This window comes from Haemophilus aegyptius, from assembly GCF_900475885.1.
GTDB lineage: Bacteria > Pseudomonadota > Gammaproteobacteria > Enterobacterales > Pasteurellaceae > Haemophilus > Haemophilus influenzae.
Genome location: NZ_LS483429.1, coordinates 1,058,690 through 1,076,078, shown reverse-complemented (window position 1 = coordinate 1,076,078; position 17,389 = coordinate 1,058,690). Strand labels below are relative to the sequence as shown.

13 protein-coding genes and 2 pseudogenes are annotated in these 17,389 nt (G+C 38.1%); 12 read left to right on the top strand and 3 right to left on the bottom strand.

Going from position 1 to position 17,389, the window contains the following annotated elements:
* The first annotated feature begins 66 nt into the window (after positions 1-66).
* Positions 67-873 (top strand): transcriptional regulator, encoded by an 807-nt coding sequence (locus DQN49_RS05645; RefSeq protein ID WP_006996354.1) that lies wholly within the window; start codon positions 67-69, stop codon positions 871-873.
* 775 nt (positions 874-1,648) lie between these two features.
* Here the strand turns inward: DQN49_RS05645 and DQN49_RS05640 are convergent.
* Positions 1,649-2,479, bottom strand: a pseudogene (locus DQN49_RS05640) (transglutaminase-like domain-containing protein); the annotation flags it as partial.
* A gap of 256 nt (positions 2,480-2,735) precedes the next feature.
* On the opposite strand from DQN49_RS05640, the gene DQN49_RS05635 reads away from it, so the two are divergent.
* The 7 genes and pseudogenes from DQN49_RS05635 to DQN49_RS05600 all read left to right on the top strand — a co-directional run bounded on the left by DQN49_RS05635 (position 2,736) and on the right by DQN49_RS05600 (position 10,856).
* A complete protein-coding gene (locus DQN49_RS05635) occupies positions 2,736-5,156 on the top strand; it encodes a DMSO/selenate family reductase complex A subunit (protein ID WP_006996352.1) in 2,421 nt (806 codons plus the stop codon).
* 10 nt (positions 5,157-5,166) lie between these two features.
* Positions 5,167-5,784, top strand: coding sequence for a DMSO/selenate family reductase complex B subunit (locus tag DQN49_RS05630; RefSeq protein WP_005647791.1), 618 nt, complete (start codon positions 5,167-5,169; stop codon positions 5,782-5,784).
* 1 nt (position 5,785) lies between these two features.
* Positions 5,786-6,625, top strand: coding sequence for a dimethyl sulfoxide reductase anchor subunit family protein (locus tag DQN49_RS05625; protein ID WP_005690803.1), 840 nt, complete (start codon positions 5,786-5,788; stop codon positions 6,623-6,625).
* A 111-nt stretch (positions 6,626-6,736) separates the two neighbouring features.
* The gene (dmsD, locus tag DQN49_RS05620; protein ID WP_005693380.1) at positions 6,737-7,348 is read left to right on the top strand and encodes a Tat proofreading chaperone DmsD; all 612 of its coding nucleotides are present in this window, start codon (positions 6,737-6,739) and stop codon (positions 7,346-7,348) included.
* Positions 7,348-7,848, top strand: coding sequence for a ferredoxin-type protein NapF (gene napF / locus DQN49_RS05615; protein ID WP_006996351.1), 501 nt, complete (start codon positions 7,348-7,350; stop codon positions 7,846-7,848). The genes dmsD and napF overlap by 1 nt, the downstream gene beginning before the upstream one ends.
* 215 nt (positions 7,849-8,063) lie before the next feature.
* Positions 8,064-9,395, top strand: a pseudogene (locus tag DQN49_RS10425) (vitamin B12 dependent-methionine synthase activation domain-containing protein); the annotation flags it as partial.
* 126 nt (positions 9,396-9,521) lie between these two features.
* Positions 9,522-10,856, top strand: coding sequence for a hypothetical protein (locus DQN49_RS05600; protein ID WP_223395614.1), 1,335 nt, complete (start codon positions 9,522-9,524; stop codon positions 10,854-10,856).
* Positions 10,857-11,064: 208 nt separating this feature from the next.
* On the opposite strand, the gene ffh is transcribed toward DQN49_RS05600, so the two are convergent.
* Positions 11,065-12,453, bottom strand: a complete 1,389-nt coding sequence (ffh, locus tag DQN49_RS05595; protein WP_006996347.1) for a signal recognition particle protein — start codon at positions 12,451-12,453, stop codon at positions 11,065-11,067.
* Positions 12,454-12,733: 280 nt separating this feature from the next.
* Between ffh and DQN49_RS05590 the strand changes: the two genes are divergently transcribed.
* The 3 genes from DQN49_RS05590 (at position 12,734) to DQN49_RS05580 (ending at position 15,376) form a co-directional block, all read left to right on the top strand.
* Positions 12,734-13,996: an HlyC/CorC family transporter gene (locus tag DQN49_RS05590; RefSeq protein WP_032826356.1), complete on the top strand. Its 1,263-nt coding sequence runs from the start codon at positions 12,734-12,736 to the stop codon at positions 13,994-13,996.
* Between the two features lie 128 nt (positions 13,997-14,124).
* Positions 14,125-14,895, top strand: coding sequence for a threonine/serine exporter family protein (locus DQN49_RS05585; RefSeq protein ID WP_013527872.1), 771 nt, complete (start codon positions 14,125-14,127; stop codon positions 14,893-14,895).
* 1 nt (position 14,896) lies between these two features.
* The gene (locus tag DQN49_RS05580) at positions 14,897-15,376 is read left to right on the top strand and encodes a threonine/serine exporter family protein (protein ID WP_005628250.1); all 480 of its coding nucleotides are present in this window, start codon (positions 14,897-14,899) and stop codon (positions 15,374-15,376) included.
* Positions 15,377-15,465: 89 nt separating this feature from the next.
* Here the strand turns inward: DQN49_RS05580 and DQN49_RS05575 are convergent, their stop codons facing one another.
* A complete protein-coding gene (locus DQN49_RS05575) occupies positions 15,466-15,807 on the bottom strand; it encodes a hypothetical protein (RefSeq protein ID WP_006996344.1) in 342 nt (113 codons plus the stop codon).
* 166 nt (positions 15,808-15,973) lie between these two features.
* Here DQN49_RS05575 and serS point away from each other — a divergent pair, with 166 nt between their 5' ends.
* A complete protein-coding gene (gene serS, locus DQN49_RS05570) occupies positions 15,974-17,263 on the top strand; it encodes a serine--tRNA ligase (RefSeq protein WP_006996343.1) in 1,290 nt (429 codons plus the stop codon).
* Positions 17,264-17,389: the final 126 nt, after the last annotated feature.

Genomic DNA, 17,389 nt, shown 5'->3' with positions numbered 1-17,389 from the left:
GGCTTTATTATATGCCAATATTTTTTGGCACGTCAAATAAATTTTGCAATTATTTGAGGTTTTTTTATGGAACTATTGATCACACGTGAAGATATGGGCATTCGCCTAATAGAAGAAAGAACAAGATTAGGCTATTCGCAAGCTAATTTTGCCCATCAAACAGATGTAAGCCGCGAAGCATTACGACTTAATGAGATTGGAAAAAGTGGTATTTCTGCTGAATTTTTAGGAAGAGCTGCTCAATTAGGCGTAGATGTTCAATATGTGATTATAGGGATTCGTTCTGCTAATAACGTTGATTGCACAGATAATGTAGATAAAGCTGTCAATAATTCTTCTGTACTCGGTGATAACAACAATGTTGTTTATGGCAGTGGCACAATTAATAACATCAAAACAGAAAAGGTTGTAACGCGTACAAAAGCAACCGTTGAGCCAGATAAAACACATATTAATGAAAAAATGGCTAGAACATTGCACGATCTTGTCGATGAAATTGTTAAGTTAGAAAAAGCCGTTAAACAAAAACCAAAGAGCTTTCAAGCCGTATGGAGCTCGCTGAATCGCCATTGCGGTGTAACAGCTTATCGCTTGATTGCACTACAAGACTATGAGAAAGCAGAGCTATACTTAAGAAAATGGGTTGGCAGATTAAATTCTTCAAAATCTGCACCGAAGAAAGTGGGCAATCAATGGCGAAAAACGAAGTACAGCTACATTCATACAAATGTGAAACAAATGGGCATTGAACCACTACTACGTCAACATCTTCAAGAAAAATACTCGGCAGGTAGCTTAACTGACTTAAGCGATGATCAACTTACGAAAGTTTACCAATTTATTGCAGGTAAAAAGCGTACATTACTTAAATAAAGTTGGACGGTAAGCGTCCAAGTTTAAAATAAACAAAAAATAGGCAGTTCAGGAATAATTTAATTGAATATCAATCAGTTATATTTAACTTGGACGTCTTATTTCATTTATGTTAAACGTCCAAGTTTAAGATAATAAACTTGGACGTTTAATTGCTATTAGGCAAGTAGTACGTGGCTATCGTGACTTCTAATATGTCTCCGACATCAATGTCAGTAACACCAGCAAAAACCGCATCACAAGCACTTTCTTAATATTTTAAAGCACAAAGGCAAGGATGCCTGTGTTCCTTTCAAATACCGCCAAATAATGGCGCATTTTCGCTAATTCTACCCATAATCACACACAACAAACCACTAGATTTCATCTAAACGCACCAAAATCGCCCCAAAAACCAACAAAAAAGGCGATTTCTGCCACTGAAACCGCCTTTTTTATTTAGTGAGCTTGTAAATTAGCTTCTAAGTTATCGTCTCTGGTTAGAAATTTAAGTTAAATTCTTAGTAGCAAAACTCAATGACCTATCCAGTTTAAAGCCATTTTAAACTAACTTTAAAATGAACTTTAAATTTTTAAAAATGTTTAAACCCTAACAATTCACCGCCAACTTTTATGCAAAATAAAACCCAATTTTCGACCATTTTCCCCCAATCCCCACCATTTTCCATTTTTGCATAAACTTCCCCCCTAAAAACGCCAAAACCCCACAAACAGGGGCTCCAGCCAATTTTTTCCGCCAAATTTTTTTCTTTTTCCTTATGCAAATATTGTCACTACCCCACACTGCAAGGTAGAATTCAGCGCGGCAGTGCTGACCGCCACTTACGTTTGCGATGCCTTGTTCATTTGCACTACCGAAGGCACCTTTTGAATATTTGCCCATTTTCTCTGCCGCACCTAAGCGAATACCAAAAATTTCACGAGCAGGGATGCCTGCAGCACGAGCAAGTGCCACAAATACAGAGTTAATATCGGTACATTTACCTTTTAACACGCCAGTGGTAAGAATTTTTTCTACATCGCCGTCACCACAACCTAATACAGAATTATCACGTTCCATATTTTTTACGATCCAGTGGTGAATAAGTTCTGCTTTCTTCAATGGATTAGTTTCTTTACCTAGGATTTTGTCAGCAAATTCTTTCACAATGCCATCAGTTTTAATATGTGGAGTAGCTTTTAAGTATTCTTGTACATCCACGGAATACTGAATATCTTTTGGCGGAGTATAATTCTCTAAAGCACCTTTCACCATCGGTTCACGGTCTTTTGTTTCAATGACCATCGTGACTTTTAAATCACGCTTTTGTGCATCTTTATTCCAAGTGGCAAATAAGGTTTTCGCTCCGTATTTATTGTTTTCTGTTACATAGGCATTCATGTAATTACCTTCAAAGTGAATCGATTTCACTTGTTGGTATTCCCCATTAAATGGTAATGGAACCCATAAATTGGTTTGTCCTTGCGAGCCTTTTGGCACAACTAAATCATAGGTTTGCGTGAATTCGTAAAGATGGGCGTCTGTATTGTAGTTTGGAATATTAGTGTTTGCATGAGCTAACGAGCCACATGCAGAAAGCACCGCAACTGCGATAAGTTTCTTCATGAAGAGATCCTCTTCTAGTTAATAATAGTTAAACTTAACATATTAGATAAACTAATACGCCACTATGCTAACGGGTTTTTAAATCCATAGTCAATTTGTTATTCCAAAATTTATTAAAACATCAATCTACTAAAATACCCTATAAATAATATACCTATTAATGATTAATTGATTTGGCTCAAGTAAAACTTCTATACAAAGATTATAATTAACTCGTTTTAGTTATTTTTCAATCTAACTGTGGGGGAACGATATAATGAGTAACTTTAATCAAATAAGTCGCCGAGATTTTGTCAAGGCGTCATCTGCGGGAGCTGCACTGGCAGTTTCAAATCTTACTTTACCTTTCAATGTAATGGCTAAAGAGACACAACGCCTCAATGAAAATAATCAAGAACGTATTGTTTGGAGTACTTGTACAGTAAACTGTGGTAGCCGTTGTCCATTACGAATGCACGTAAAAGATAACCGAATCACTTATGTGGAAACCGATAATACGGGGACAGAAACATATAATCTTGATCATCAGGTTCGTGCTTGTCTACGTGGACGTTCTATGCGTCGTCGAGTATATAACCCAGACCGTTTAAAATATCCAATGAAACGTATAGGTAAACGCGGAGAAGGCAAATTCAAACGAATCAGTTGGGATGAGGCTTTAACTGAAATTGCAGACGCATTGAAACGCAATATCAAAAAATATGGCAATGAATCAATTTATTTAAACTATGGTACGGGAACACTCGGTGGCACAATGGCTAAATCTTGGCCACCTGCATCCACTATGATCGCTCGTTTTATGAATTGTATTGGTGGATATTTAAACCATTATGGTGATTACAGCACCGCACAAATTGCTGTCGGTTTAGATTATACCTATGGTGGTGGTTGGGCATTGGGAAATGGAATGGCTGACATTGAAAACACCAAATTAATAGTGTTATTCGGTAATAATCCTGCAGAAACTCGTATGAGTGGAGGTGGTTTAACTTATTGTATTGAACAAGCCAAAGCTCGTTCCAATGCCAAAATGATTATTATCGATCCTCGTTATAATGATACTGGTGCAGGGCGTGAAGATGAGTGGATCCCAATTCGTCCAGGCACTGATGCAGCCCTCGTTTCTGCCCTTGCTTATGTAATGATTCAAGAAAATCTCGTGGATCAACCTTTCTTAGATAAATATTGTGTTGGTTATGATGAAAAAACATTACCTGCGGATGCCCCTAAAAATGGTCATTATAAAGCCTATATTTTAGGTTATGGTAATGATGGTATCGCTAAAACCCCAGAATGGGCGGCTAAAATCACGGGTATTCCGGCGGAGAGAATTATTAAACTCGCACGTGAAATTGGTAGTACAAAACCTGCCTTTATTTCCCAAGGTTGGGGGCCTCAACGTCGTAGTAATGGAGAATTAATCTCTCGTGCCATTGCGATGTTGCCAATCTTAACAGGTAATGTTGGAATTCACGGCGGTAACACTGGTGCACGTGAAAGTGCGTATAGCATTCCATTTGTGCGGATGCCAACGCTAAAAAATCCTGTGAAAGCAAGCATTCCAATGTTTTTATGGACAGATGCAATTATTCGTGGCACAGAAATGACCGCACTTACAGATGGTATTCGTGGTGTTGATAAATTATCGTCCCCAATTAAAGTAATTTGGAATTACGCAAGTAACTGTTTGATTAATCAACATGCACAAATCAATCGTACTCACGATATTTTACAAGATGATACCCAATGTGAAATGATCATTACTATTGATAATCATATGACATCTACTGCCAAATACAGTGATATTTTATTACCAGATTGTACAACTTCAGAACAAATGGATTTCGCTTTAGATGCCTTTGTATCCAATATGGCATATGTCATTTTTGCAGATCAAGTGATCAAACCATCTTTTGAATGTAGACCTATTTACGATATGTTAAGTGATTTAGCTGAGAAAATGGGCGTAAAAGAAAAATTTACTGAAGGAAGAACACAAGAAGAATGGTTACGCCATATTTATGAGCAATCTCGAGAAAAATTACCTGAATTACCTACTTTTGAAGAATTTAGACAACAAGGTATTTTTAAAAAAGTTGATCCTAATGGCTTTAAAGTTGCATACAAAGATTTCCGTGATAATCCAGAAGCCCATCCACTTAAAACGCCATCTGGCAAAATTGAAATTTATTCTTCTCGTCTAGCTGAAATAGCAAAAACTTGGAAATTAGCAGAAGATGACGTAATTCATCCCTTACCTATTCACGCCCAAAGTTTTGAGCATTACGGTGATCCATTAATGGAAAAATATCCGTTACAACTAAGTGGTTTTCACTATAAAGCGAGAACCCATTCAACTTATGGCAATGTGGATGTATTAAAAGCAGCTAATCCACAAGAAATTTGGATGAATCCTATTGATGCAGAACCTCGTAATATTAAAAATGGCGATATGATTCGTATCTTTAATGATCGAGGCGAAGTACATATTAATGTAAAAATTACACCCCGTATTATTCCAGGAGTTGTGGCATTAAGCGAGGGGGCTTGGTATGCACCAGATAAAGATCGTATCGATCATTCAGGTTGCATTAATGTACTTACGACACAACGCCCATCACCGCTTGCGAAAGGTAATCCGCAACATTCTAATTTAGTTCAAGTGGAACGTTTGTAGGGGGATAATTATGGAACAATATGGTTTTTATTTTGATTCTGAACGTTGCACAGGCTGTAAAACTTGTGAATTAGCCTGTAAGGATTACAAAGATCTTGGCACAGAAGTCAATTTTCGTCGTATTTATGAATATACAGGTGGTCAGTGGAATCAACAAGCAGATGGATGCTGGCATCAAAATATATTTGCTTATTATATGTCTATTTCTTGTAATCATTGTGCAGATCCTGCTTGTACAAAAGTTTGCCCAACTGGTGCAATGCACAAAAATGCAGATGGTTTCGTGATCGTCAATGAAGAAATTTGTATCGGTTGTCGTTATTGTCATATGGCGTGTCCTTATGATGCACCGCAATATGATGCACAAAAAGGTCATATGACAAAATGTGATGGATGTTATTCTCGCGTAAAATCAGGTCAAAAACCGATTTGTGTTGATGCCTGCCCACTACGAGCATTGGATTTCGCTCCTATTGATGAACTTCGAACAAAATATGGCACACAAGCCTCCATCGCACCACTACCACCGGCTGATATCACTCAACCAAATTTAGTGGTAAAACCCAATAAATACGCTCGTTTAAGTGGCGATACAAGTGGGTTCTTAGGAAACCCAAGAGAGGTGTAAGATGAATACAGGATTATATGAACTGCCATTAGTATTTTTTACAGTTTTGGCACAAAGTGCGGTCGGTGCTTGGCTTGTTTTCACATTTGTACTATTAAATGAGAAAAATACAAAAAGTCGCACTTATATTCATAAAGTAATGTTTGTGATTTTGGCTTTACTAGGTATTGGATTTATTGCTTCCATTATGCATCTTGGCTTACCTATACGTGCATTTAATTCACTTAATCGAGTCGGCTCATCAATGATGAGTAATGAAATTGCCGCTGGTGCAATATTTTTCACATTAGCAGGTTTCTACTGGCTGATTGCAATTTTAGGTAAAATGCCAGTTTCACTTGGAAATGTATGGCGAATTGTGACCGCCCTTATCGGCATACTATTTATGTATGTAATGAATCAGGTTTACCATATTACAAGCATACCAACTTGGAATAATGCATTAACCTCTTGGTCATTCTACCTTACCGTTGTATTAGGTGGATTAACATTGAGCTATGCGTTATTAATCCCTAATAAACAACGTGAATATCAGCTTCAGCATCTGCCAAGTTTATTCGCCATTGGGGTATCATTGGTCGCAATAGTAGCCATATATCAAGGCTTCAATTTACACAATATTCACAGTGCTATTCAAAATGCCGCTGACCTCGTACCAAATTATGCCATAATGACCGTAACTCGCTTATGTTTACTTTCCATTGTAGCTTTCCTCTTATTCCGAGTGAAAAACATAGGGCTATTAGGTATTTCCGTTCTATTAACGTTAGTAGCTGAAGGCATCGGTCGCGTATTATTTTATGGATTACATATGACTTACGGTATGGCGATTGGTGGTTAAATTATGTTGAGGCGTATAGCATACGCCTCAATTTTTAGAAACGTTAATTAGTAATATTTAACTAACTCTCATATCCCCATTCACTAATGACAAATTGTTTTCGGAGATACTATGCAAAATACTCTTCAACAAATTTCTATTTATGGGCGTTTACTCGGTGCAGTATTTTACTATGAGCCTAATGATGCACGACTTACTGATATTTTGACATTCTTTCGCCAACCAAATTGGATGCAAGAATGGGAAATTTCATTTGATGTAAAAACACATAAAAAAATTACCGCACTTATTGAAAAAGGGCTACAACAAAATATCACTGAACAATATCAGTATTTATTTATTGGTCCAAATGAATTACCTACGCCACCTTGGGGATCTGTATATCTTGATCCTGAATGTGTTATTTTTGGTAATTCTCTCTTAGCATTACGCGATTTCTTACAACAACATCAAATCGCATTTCAAACACAACAAGATGAACCAGAAGATCATATTGGCTTAATGCTAATGCTTGCTGCATATTTAGCAGAAAATCGACCGCACTTATTAACCAAATTTCTACGTGAACACTTCTTAACTTGGGCGTATCATTTCCTTGAACAACTAAGCAAAATAGAAAATTCTGATTTTTATCAAGCTCTTGCATTACTTACCATAAAAACTTTACAACAATGGCAAGTAGATTTACATATTAATGTACCGACAGTAAGATTTTATCGATAATGAAAAACGAAGCCTATTATCAGGCTTATTTAAGCCACCATCACATTTCTCGTAGAGGACTATTGCGTCATGTATTTCCAGCTACAAAATCAACAATAGAAAAAACGCAGTCTCGTCCTCCCTTTTCAGCACGAGAAGATTTATTTTCCGCCGTCTGCAATGGTTGTGGGGAATGCGCTTCAGCTTGCCCTAATGGTTTAATTCAACTAAAACAGCAACAAGCCACCCTTGAAATTGACTACGTACCTTGTGATTTGTGTGGTAAATGCGCAGAAGTTTGTCCGACAAATGCACTACATCCTAATTTTCCAGCAGATACATTACTTCGTCCACAATTTTCCTCAGCCTGTTTAATCCTACAAAATCAAACCTGTCCAGACTGCCAAACCGCTTGCCCACAACAAGCAATCTCCAGCACTTTAGAGATTGATAATGAACGTTGCAATGGGTGCGGAGAATGTAAAATTACCTGTTTTGTCGCAGCCATTACACTTAAATAAAAAACCTTAATTTTCCACCGCACTTTCCTTCTAACATTAGCCCCCCCCTAGCCCTTACACCTATTATTCCGTAGTTATTTATTTAAGATTTACAGAACAAAATAATTATGGTGAATAAAACCGCTCAACTTAAACAAGCTCTAGAAAATCGCATTCTCATTTTAGACGGTGCGATGGGGACGATGATCCAAAAATATAAACTGACCTAAGCCGATTTTAGAGGCGAGAAGTTTAAGAAAAGTGCGGTCGATTCTGTCGCAGAATGGCGCACTTGGCCAGTGGGAGAACTTTTAAAACACGCCCTTGTGAAAAGGATTACCACTTGCCAAACATTACCACGCCCATTAGATGTGATTGAAGGCTCGTTGATGGCTGGCATGGACGTAGTCGGCGATTTATTCGGCGATGGTAAAATGTTCCTGCCGCAAGTGGTAAAATCGGCGCGCGTGATGAAACAATCTGTGGCGTATTTAGAACCATTTATAATGCAACCAAACAAAAAGGTTCAAGCAACGGTAAAGTGGTGATTGCAACCGTAAAAGGCGACGTGCACGACATCGGTAAAAACATCGTGAGTGTGGTGATGCAATGTAATAACTTTGAAGTGATTGACTTAGGCGTGATGGTGCCAGCAGACAAAATCATCCAAACCGCCATTGATGAAAAAACGGACATCATCGCGTTAAGTGGTTTAATTACCCCTTCTCTAGATGAGATGGAATACTTCTTGGGTGAAATGACTCGTTTAGGCTTAAACCTGCCTGTGATGATTGGCGGTGCAACCACCTCCAAAGAACATACCGCCATTAAACTTTATCCAAAATACAAACAACACTGTGTGTTCTATACCTCTAACGCTTCCCGTGCGGTAACAGTATGTGCCACCTTAATGAACCCTGAAGGGCGTGCAGCATTGTGGGAACAGTTCAAAAAGGATTACGAGAAAATCCAACAATCTTTTGCAAATAGTAAACCGCTACGTAAACAGCTTAGCATTGAAGAAGCACGTGCAAATCGCTTTGATGGCTTTAGTGGTGAATGGGCAGATTACGTGCCACCAACGCCAAAACAAACGGGCATTGAAGAAATGGAATTAGTAGAAGGCTATAAAGCGGCAGGCGATGACTACAACGCTATCTTGCTACAAGCCGTAGGCGATCGCCTCGCTGAAGCCATGGCAGAATACCTGCACTTTGAGCTTCGCACCCGCATTTGGGGCTACACGCAAGAAGAATTTGACAACCAAGGGTTAATTAATGAAAATTATGTTGGCATCCGACCTGCACCGGGTTATCCAAGCTGGCCGGAACACACGGAAAAAGCCCTGATTTGGGATTTATTAGAAGTCGAACAACGCATCGGCATGAAACTCACCGAAAGCTACGCCATGTGGCCTGCAGCCTCCGTCTGCGGTTGGTACTTCACCCTCCCTGCAAGTAACTATTTCACCTTAGGTCGCATTAATGAAGACCAAGCTCAAGATTATGCCAAACGTAAAGGTTGGGATGAGAGAGATGATGAAGTGGTTGGGGGTGGCGATGAAGTAGGGATAAAACATATTATGATATAACGTTATCTTATATTTGAAGTTATTTATTAAAACTATACAATTAGAGCCTAGGAATAAAAACTTAAACTATTTATTAACTTAATTTATTATGGGAGAAAATTTTATGTCCTTAAATAATTCGCTAACAACTTTTAATAGTCAGTTACCCGATTTATCAGTTAATACTATTCCCGCAATTAATCAACTAGTTTCTGCTCTTCGCATTCCAAGAGACGTTTTAGCAAGTGATGAAGAAATTAGATATGCTTGGAATGATTTACCTAGAGAATTAAGAAATATACCAGTCCAGAATGTGAATCCTGAGCTTATTGCTCGTATGTGCATTGCAATTAGCTCAGGATTATTTGATGGTGCAATCAACTATATATGGAATGCTTCTATTTTGAGATTGCGTGATAAAGTTAGAACCTTTGGTCTTCCAATTGTTGCTCAAGTATTGGAAAGGGATTTTGAAGAAGGCCATTTAATAGCATTACAGGATAGTCAGTTACTAGATTTATGTTTGCAATTAAACATTCTTAACGAAGAAGGCTTTCTTTTTCTAGGCCAATGTAGAAATATCCGTAATAATTTTTCTGCTGCTCACCCTTCACTTGGCAATTTGAATGATAGAGAATTCATTACATTCTTAAATCGTTGTATAAAATATGCTTTAGGTGATTCTTCTTCACCTAAAGGAGTCAATATTAGTGATTTTATTCAATCGATTAAAGGTGGAAGATTTAATCAAGAACAAAGGGAATATTGGATTGATAGGCTATCTAAAACTCACGAAGCACAGAAACAATTATTGATTATTATGGCACACGGTATTTATTGTGACCCAAACTCACAGGAAACAACTAGATTAAATGCTTTAGATATTTGTGCTTTCTTTCAAAATAGTTTTTCTGCTTCACTAAAATCTTCATTAATTGATAAACACTCTGAATATATCGCAAAAGGAGATGAACAAAGATTAAGAGCATCTAGTCAATTTTTTGAGAAATTAAGTTTATTAGGGTTGCTATCAGCTCCACAACAACATGCGATTTTTTCAGCAGCAATTAACAGGTTGCAAATCGCTCATGATGGGCTAAACAATTTTTATAATGAGCCTCCCTATGCTGAAAGATTAGCAGAATTGTCTCAAAATACAGCAGTCCCTGAAACAGCCCAAAGTGATTTTGTAGATACGATAGTTTCTTGTTATTTGGGAAACAGATATGGAGTTTCATGGGGAGCAATTCCATTTTATGAAAAAATTATTAGAAACTTTTCTCCAAAAGAAATTAACCTAATGATTACCCATGCAAAAATTAATAGTTCTAAAATTGGAAGAAAAACCAACGATGAATATGGAAGAATAAGATTTATAGAAGCTTTAAAATTAATTGATTCTGGAAGTATTCCAAGTGGAGTTCGCCCAGCATATGACCAATTATTAAATAATAAGTAGATGTTGTTTACTAACAAACTCTACAGTACTGCCCCCACGATGGCGCACCCTTCCCAGAGTGTGCCTAATTTCACTAAAAAACACTTCAAAAACTCACCGCACTTTGATGTCTAGGGCACACGTTAGGAAATGCGCGCCAGCATAAGTGTTAAATACAAAAAAGTGCGGTGAAAATATTTCTTTTTTACCGCACTTTTATCTTCTGAAATTATCGTTTAAACATTCCGCCTAAACCACCAAGACCGCCTAAGCCTCCGCCCATTAAGCCTTGCATTCCACGCATCATTTTAGCCATGCCACCTTTACGCATTTTCTTCATCATACGTTGCATTTCATCGAATTGTTTAAGTAATTTATTGACATCTTGCACTTGAGTGCCAGAACCTAATGCAATGCGACGACGGCGAGATCCTTTGATAATATCTGGGTTTGCACGTTCTTTTAGGGTCATGGAGTTAATGATCGCTTCCATTTTGATAAACATTTTGTCATCTACTTGATTTTTAACGTGATCAGGCAAATTTTTTGCACCTGGTAATTTCTCAAGCATAGACATCATGCCGCCCATTTTTTTCATTTCGATCAGCTGTTCGCGGAAATCATCTAAAGTGAAATCATCGCCTTTCTTGAATTTCTGTGCCATTTTTTCCGCTTTTTCACGATCAACAGAACGTTCAAGATCTTCGATAAGGGAAAGCACATCGCCCATGCCCAAAATACGAGAAGCAACACGATCAGGATAAAACGGCTCAAGTGCCTCCGTTTTCTCACCCACACCCAAGAATTTAATTGGTTTACCTGTGATTTGACGAATCGATAACGCCGCACCACCGCGCGCATCACCGTCCACTTTCGTCAAAACAACCCCTGTAAGAGGCAATGCTTCATTAAAGGCTTTTGCTGTATTTGCCGCATCTTGACCAGTCATCGCATCAACAGTGAAAAGGGTTTCGATTGGATTTAATGCAGCATGGACTTGCTTGATTTCGTCCATCATTTCTGTATCAACGTGTAGGCGACCTGCCGTATCCACAATCAACACATCGTAGAATTTCAGTTTTGCATCAGCAAGTGCCTCTTTAGCAATATCAACGGGGTTTTGTTTAACATCCGATGGAAAAAAATCCACGCCAACGGATTGAGCCAAGGTTTCAAGTTGCTTAATCGCAGCAGGGCGATATACGTCAGCAGACACCACTAATACTTTCTTTTTATGGCGTTCACGCAAGAATTTTGCCAATTTACCCACGCTGGTGGTTTTACCCGCACCTTGTAAACCTGCCATTAAGATAACTGCTGGTGGTTGGGTTGCAAGATTTAAACTCTCATTGGCTTCGCCCATGGCTTTTTCAAGCTCACTCTGAACGATTTTTAAGAACTCTTGCCCCGGCGTTAAACTTTTATTGACTTCTTCCCCAAGCGCGCTTTCTTTTACTTTTGCGATAAATTCACGCACCACAGGCAAGGCAACATCGGCTTCAAGTAATGCCATACGCACTTCGCGTAAGGTTTCTTTAATATTATCTTCCGTTAAACGGCCTTTTCCTGTGATATTACGTAAAGTTTTGGAAAGGCGATCCGATAAATTCTCAAACATGGCTAACAATCCTGTTTTTCTTAAAAAATTGTGCTGATTATACCGAAATTTAGGCGTTTTTCATCATTTCAAATGAAAATGACTTTTTGAGTAGGCAATTTCATAAAGAAAGTATAGGACATAAGGAAAAAGAATGATTATTTAGCCAATTTCGGGTATCATCCTGCTCACTCTTGGCTATTTGAGTAGCCATTTGATTTAGCAAAATCAAATAACAGGTAAAAAGTGCGGTAAAAAATGACCGCACTTTTTGTTGATTAACGAACAAAAGGATTTTCCCTTGGATAGCATTCCCCTTAGTACTTTATTTATTATTCTTATTATCTGTTTAGTTTTATCAGCCTATTTTTCTGGTTCTGAAACTGGACTACTCTCCCTCAATAAATATCGTCTTCGTTTTCTATCTGAACAAGGCAATAAAGGCGCGAAAAAAGCGGAAAAACTGCTCGAAAAGCCAGATACCTTGTTAAGTTTTATTCTTATTTTTAATAACCTTGTGAATATCAGCGCATCTGCAATTGCAACAGTAATTGGTATGCGTTTATATGGCGATGCCGGCGTGGCGATTGCAACGGGTTTGCTCACTTTCGTAATGCTCGTATTTTCTGAAATATTCCCCAAAACTGTGGCCGCAATGCACGCAGAAAAAGTGAGTTTTTTTTCAAGTCATATTTTAACTTCATTGCTTAAAATCTTTTATCCGCTCGTTTGGTTAATGAATATTTTTACTAAATCCTTGATGCAAATAGTAGGGTTAAAACTTGATATGCAAAAACAAGTAATTAGTAGTGAAGAACTGCGTAGTATTGTGTCAGAAGCAGGCGAAGCAACACCAAATGAACAACATCCACAAATGTTGCTGTCTATTTTGGATATGGAGACAGTCACCGTTGATGACATTATGGTTCCCCGCAACGAAATCGGCGGTATAAATATTGATGATGATTGGCGAGCTATTATGCGCCAGCTCAATCACGCCGCACACAATCGTGTTGTACTTTATAAAAGTAGCCTTGATGAACAAGTACTTGGCATTTTGCGCGTGCGTGAAGCATTCCGCTTGCTCCTTGAAAAAAATGAATTTACCAAAGAAACCTTAATTCGTGCCGCAGATGAAGTGTATTTCATTCCTGAAAGCACGCCATTAAAAACGCAACTTGCAAATTTCCGTACAAATAAAGAGCGAATTGGCTTAGTTGTAGATGAATACGGCGATATTAAAGGGCTTATAACTTTGGAGGATATTTTGGAGGAAATCGTTGGGGATTTTACCACTTCCACAGCCCCAAGCATTGACGAAGAAGTAATTCAACAGTCTGATGGTTCAATGATTATCGATGGCTCCGCTAATCTACGCGATCTCAACAAAATGTTTAACTGGGAATTAGATACAGAAGATGCTCGTACTTTTAATGGTTTAATCTTAGAACACTTAGAGGAAATACCCGACGAAGGTACGATTTGCGAAATTGATGGTTTGCTAATCACTATTCTTGAAGTGGGCGATAATATGATAAAACAGGCGAAAGTCCTCAAACTTTAATCATAAAAAACTCCGCCAAATTGAACCGCACTTTTGACTTGGATCATAAGTGCGGTTCTTTTTTTGCGCATTTTTTAGAAAAGATTTTTATAATTCTTTCTAGGTATATTTTGATAGAGAAGAAAGATATGGAACACGAATATCAACGGGCGGTGACTCGCGTGTGCGTACAAACGGCACTGCTCTTGTTACAACATGGGGCAGAAAGTACCGTGGTGGTACAAATGGCGCAGCGTTTAGGCGTGGCACTTGGCGTAGAAAGTGTAGAATGTGCGCTTACGGCAAATGCGGTGGTGCTGACGACCTTATCAGATAATCATTGCATTACTACCGCACGAAAAAATACAGATAAAGGCATTAATATGCAAATGGTTACTGATGTTCAACGCATTGTGATTGCCGTTGAGAATCATTTGTATGACTTAGAGATCGCACAAAGAAAACTGGATCAATTAAAACCGCTTAAATATAACCGATGGTTAGTTGTATTCATGATTGGCTTATCTTGTGCAGCATTCGCCCATTTATCTGGTGGCGATTGGATAATTTGCGGCATCACCTTTGTGGCAGCCGCCATTGCAATGTTTGTGCGACAAGAATTTTCTAAACGGCACTATAATCCCCTTATCGTCTTTTCCATCACCTCTTTCGTCGCCTCGCTGATTTCTGGCGTGAGCTTAAAATATAACTTAGGTAACAATCCTCAAATTGCCTTAGCATCTAGTGTGTTATTACTTGTGCCAGGGTTTCCGCTGATTAATTCTTTGGCGGATATATTAAAAGGTTATGTGAATATGGGATTAGGCCGTTGGACGATTGCGACTGTTCTCACTTTTGGCGCATGTCTTGGTATTGTATTCGCTTTAAGCCTATTACATATTACAACTTGGGGGCATTAAAATGTTATTAGACATCACAATATTTATCTTGAAATTACTCGATGATATGCTATTTGCTGCGATTCCAGCGGTGGGCTTTGCTTTAGTATTTAATGTACCGCCCAAAGCCTTAAAATATTGTGCAATTTTAGCCGCACTTGGGCATGTTACACGCACATTATTACTGCATATTAATATGCCTATTGTATTTGCTACATTCTTTGCCACTTGCGTGATTGGATTTTTAGGCGTGCATCTTTCCCATCGTTATTTAGCCCATCCCAAAGCCTTCACCGTTGCCGCAATTATCCCCATGATCCCCGGTGTTCATGCTTATAAAGCAATGATTTCAATGGTACAAATTCATCATTTTGGCTTTTCTGATGCTTTATTTGAACAAATGATTAGCTCCTTTATTAATACCAGTTTTATCCTAGGCGCAATAGTATTTGGATTGGCTTTACCGGGCTTATTGTTTTATCGACAAAAACCTGTGGTGTAACACTAAAAACAGTGCAACAAAAAAGCCGACATTTGTCGGCTTTCTACTATTCTTGTGATTTTTTCTTGGGGTATTCATAAAGCTCATCTTTAATCCGTAATTTTTCTTTTTTCAAATAACGATTTCCATTTTGTAATCAATTCATTATTTAATGTTTGGCGCACTTGATTATTCACATAACGAATGTATTCCACAAAAAGTTGATCCACTTCTTTACGATCAAAAGAGGATAGAATTAATTGATTAAGATTATTTTCTTGAGAAAACTTAAAATGCGAGGCAATTTGCTGAACGGTTTCATTTTCAACTTTAGCTCTCGCTTTCACAAAATCAGATTGATTTAAAAAAGCCATTAATTGAGCGGATGAAGTAAGAATTTTTGTAAATTCATGATACGCAGAATCTGTCGCCTTACGCTCAATTTTTACCATATCAACAGCATCAGCATCACCACTAACTAAATGGGGCGTGGATTCTAATACAAAGTGCGGTCAATTTTTCTTTATTTTTATACGTTGGCTTTTAAACTGGTTTATTTGAAGAAAGCACGCTAGAATAAGGTTGTTTTCATTTCAACGAAAAAAGTAAGGAAATTCTATGATCGATCCAAATTTACTCCGTAATAATTTAGCAGAAGTCGCAGAAAAATTAAAAGTAAAACGCAACTTTATGCTTGATACGGAAAAACTCACCGCGTTAGAAGATCAGCGCAAAAACTTACAAGTCACTACCGAAAACTTACAAGCGGAACGTAATGCTCGTTCCAAAGCCATTGGTGCTGCTAAAGCGCGTGGTAAAGATATCGCACCATTATTGGCAGAAATGGATGATATAGGCAATCAATTGACTGAAGCAAAAGCACAATTAGATGCGGTACTTGCAGAAATCAATCAAATTGCATTAAGTATTCCAAATCTACCCGCAGACGAAGTGCCATTAGGCAAAGATGACACAGAAAATAAAGAAATCTTACGTTGGGGTACACCGCGTACATTTGATTTTGAAGTGAAAGATCATGTCACTTTGGGTAAAGAAGCAAATGGCTTAGATTTTGCTGCTGGGGCTAAATTAACTGGTGCGCGTTTCGCCGTAATGAAAGGTCAAATCGCCAAAATGCACCGTGCATTGGCACAATTCATGTTAGATCTTCATACTGAACAACACGGCTATTTAGAAACCTATGTGCCTTATTTAGTAAATCACGCAACACTTTATGGTACAGGGCAATTACCAAAATTCGGGGAAGATTTATTCCATACTTTAGCCTTAGAAGGCGAACAACCTTACGCATTAATTCCAACTGCAGAAGTGCCAGTCACTAATTTAGTGCGTGACGTGATTATTGATGAAGCAGAATTACCAATAAAAATGACCGCACATACGCCATGTTTCCGTTCTGAAGCAGGCTCTTACGGTCGTGATACTCGTGGTTTAATTCGTATGCACCAATTTGATAAAGTAGAAATGGTACAAATCGTTGATCCAGATAAATCAATGGAAGCACTTGAAGAATTAACAGGTCATGCGGAAAAAGTATTGCAATTATTAAATTTACCATACCGTAAAGTTTTACTTTGCACAGGCGATATGGGCTTTGGTTCTTGCAAAACTTACGATTTAGAAGTTTGGGTGCCTGCACAAAATACTTATCGAGAAATTTCTTCTTGCTCAAATATGTGGGATTTCCAAGCTCGCCGTATGCAAGCTCGCTGTAAAGCAAAAGGCGATAAGAAAACTCGCTTAGTGCACACATTAAATGGTTCAGGCTTAGCGGTTGGTCGTACTTTAGTGGCTGTACTTGAAAACTATCAAAATGCCGATGGTTCAATTACCGTGCCAGAAGTGCTACGTCCATATATGGGCGGATTAGACGTTATCGGAAAATAATCCTTCTAGAAGATAAAAAAGCGTGGATTTTAAAATTTCCACGCTTTTTTATTATCAAAGCCTTACAATAACTGTTTTAAATTTTTTGGCATTCAAGCCAATTAGGAACTTTATTCTATTATAAAA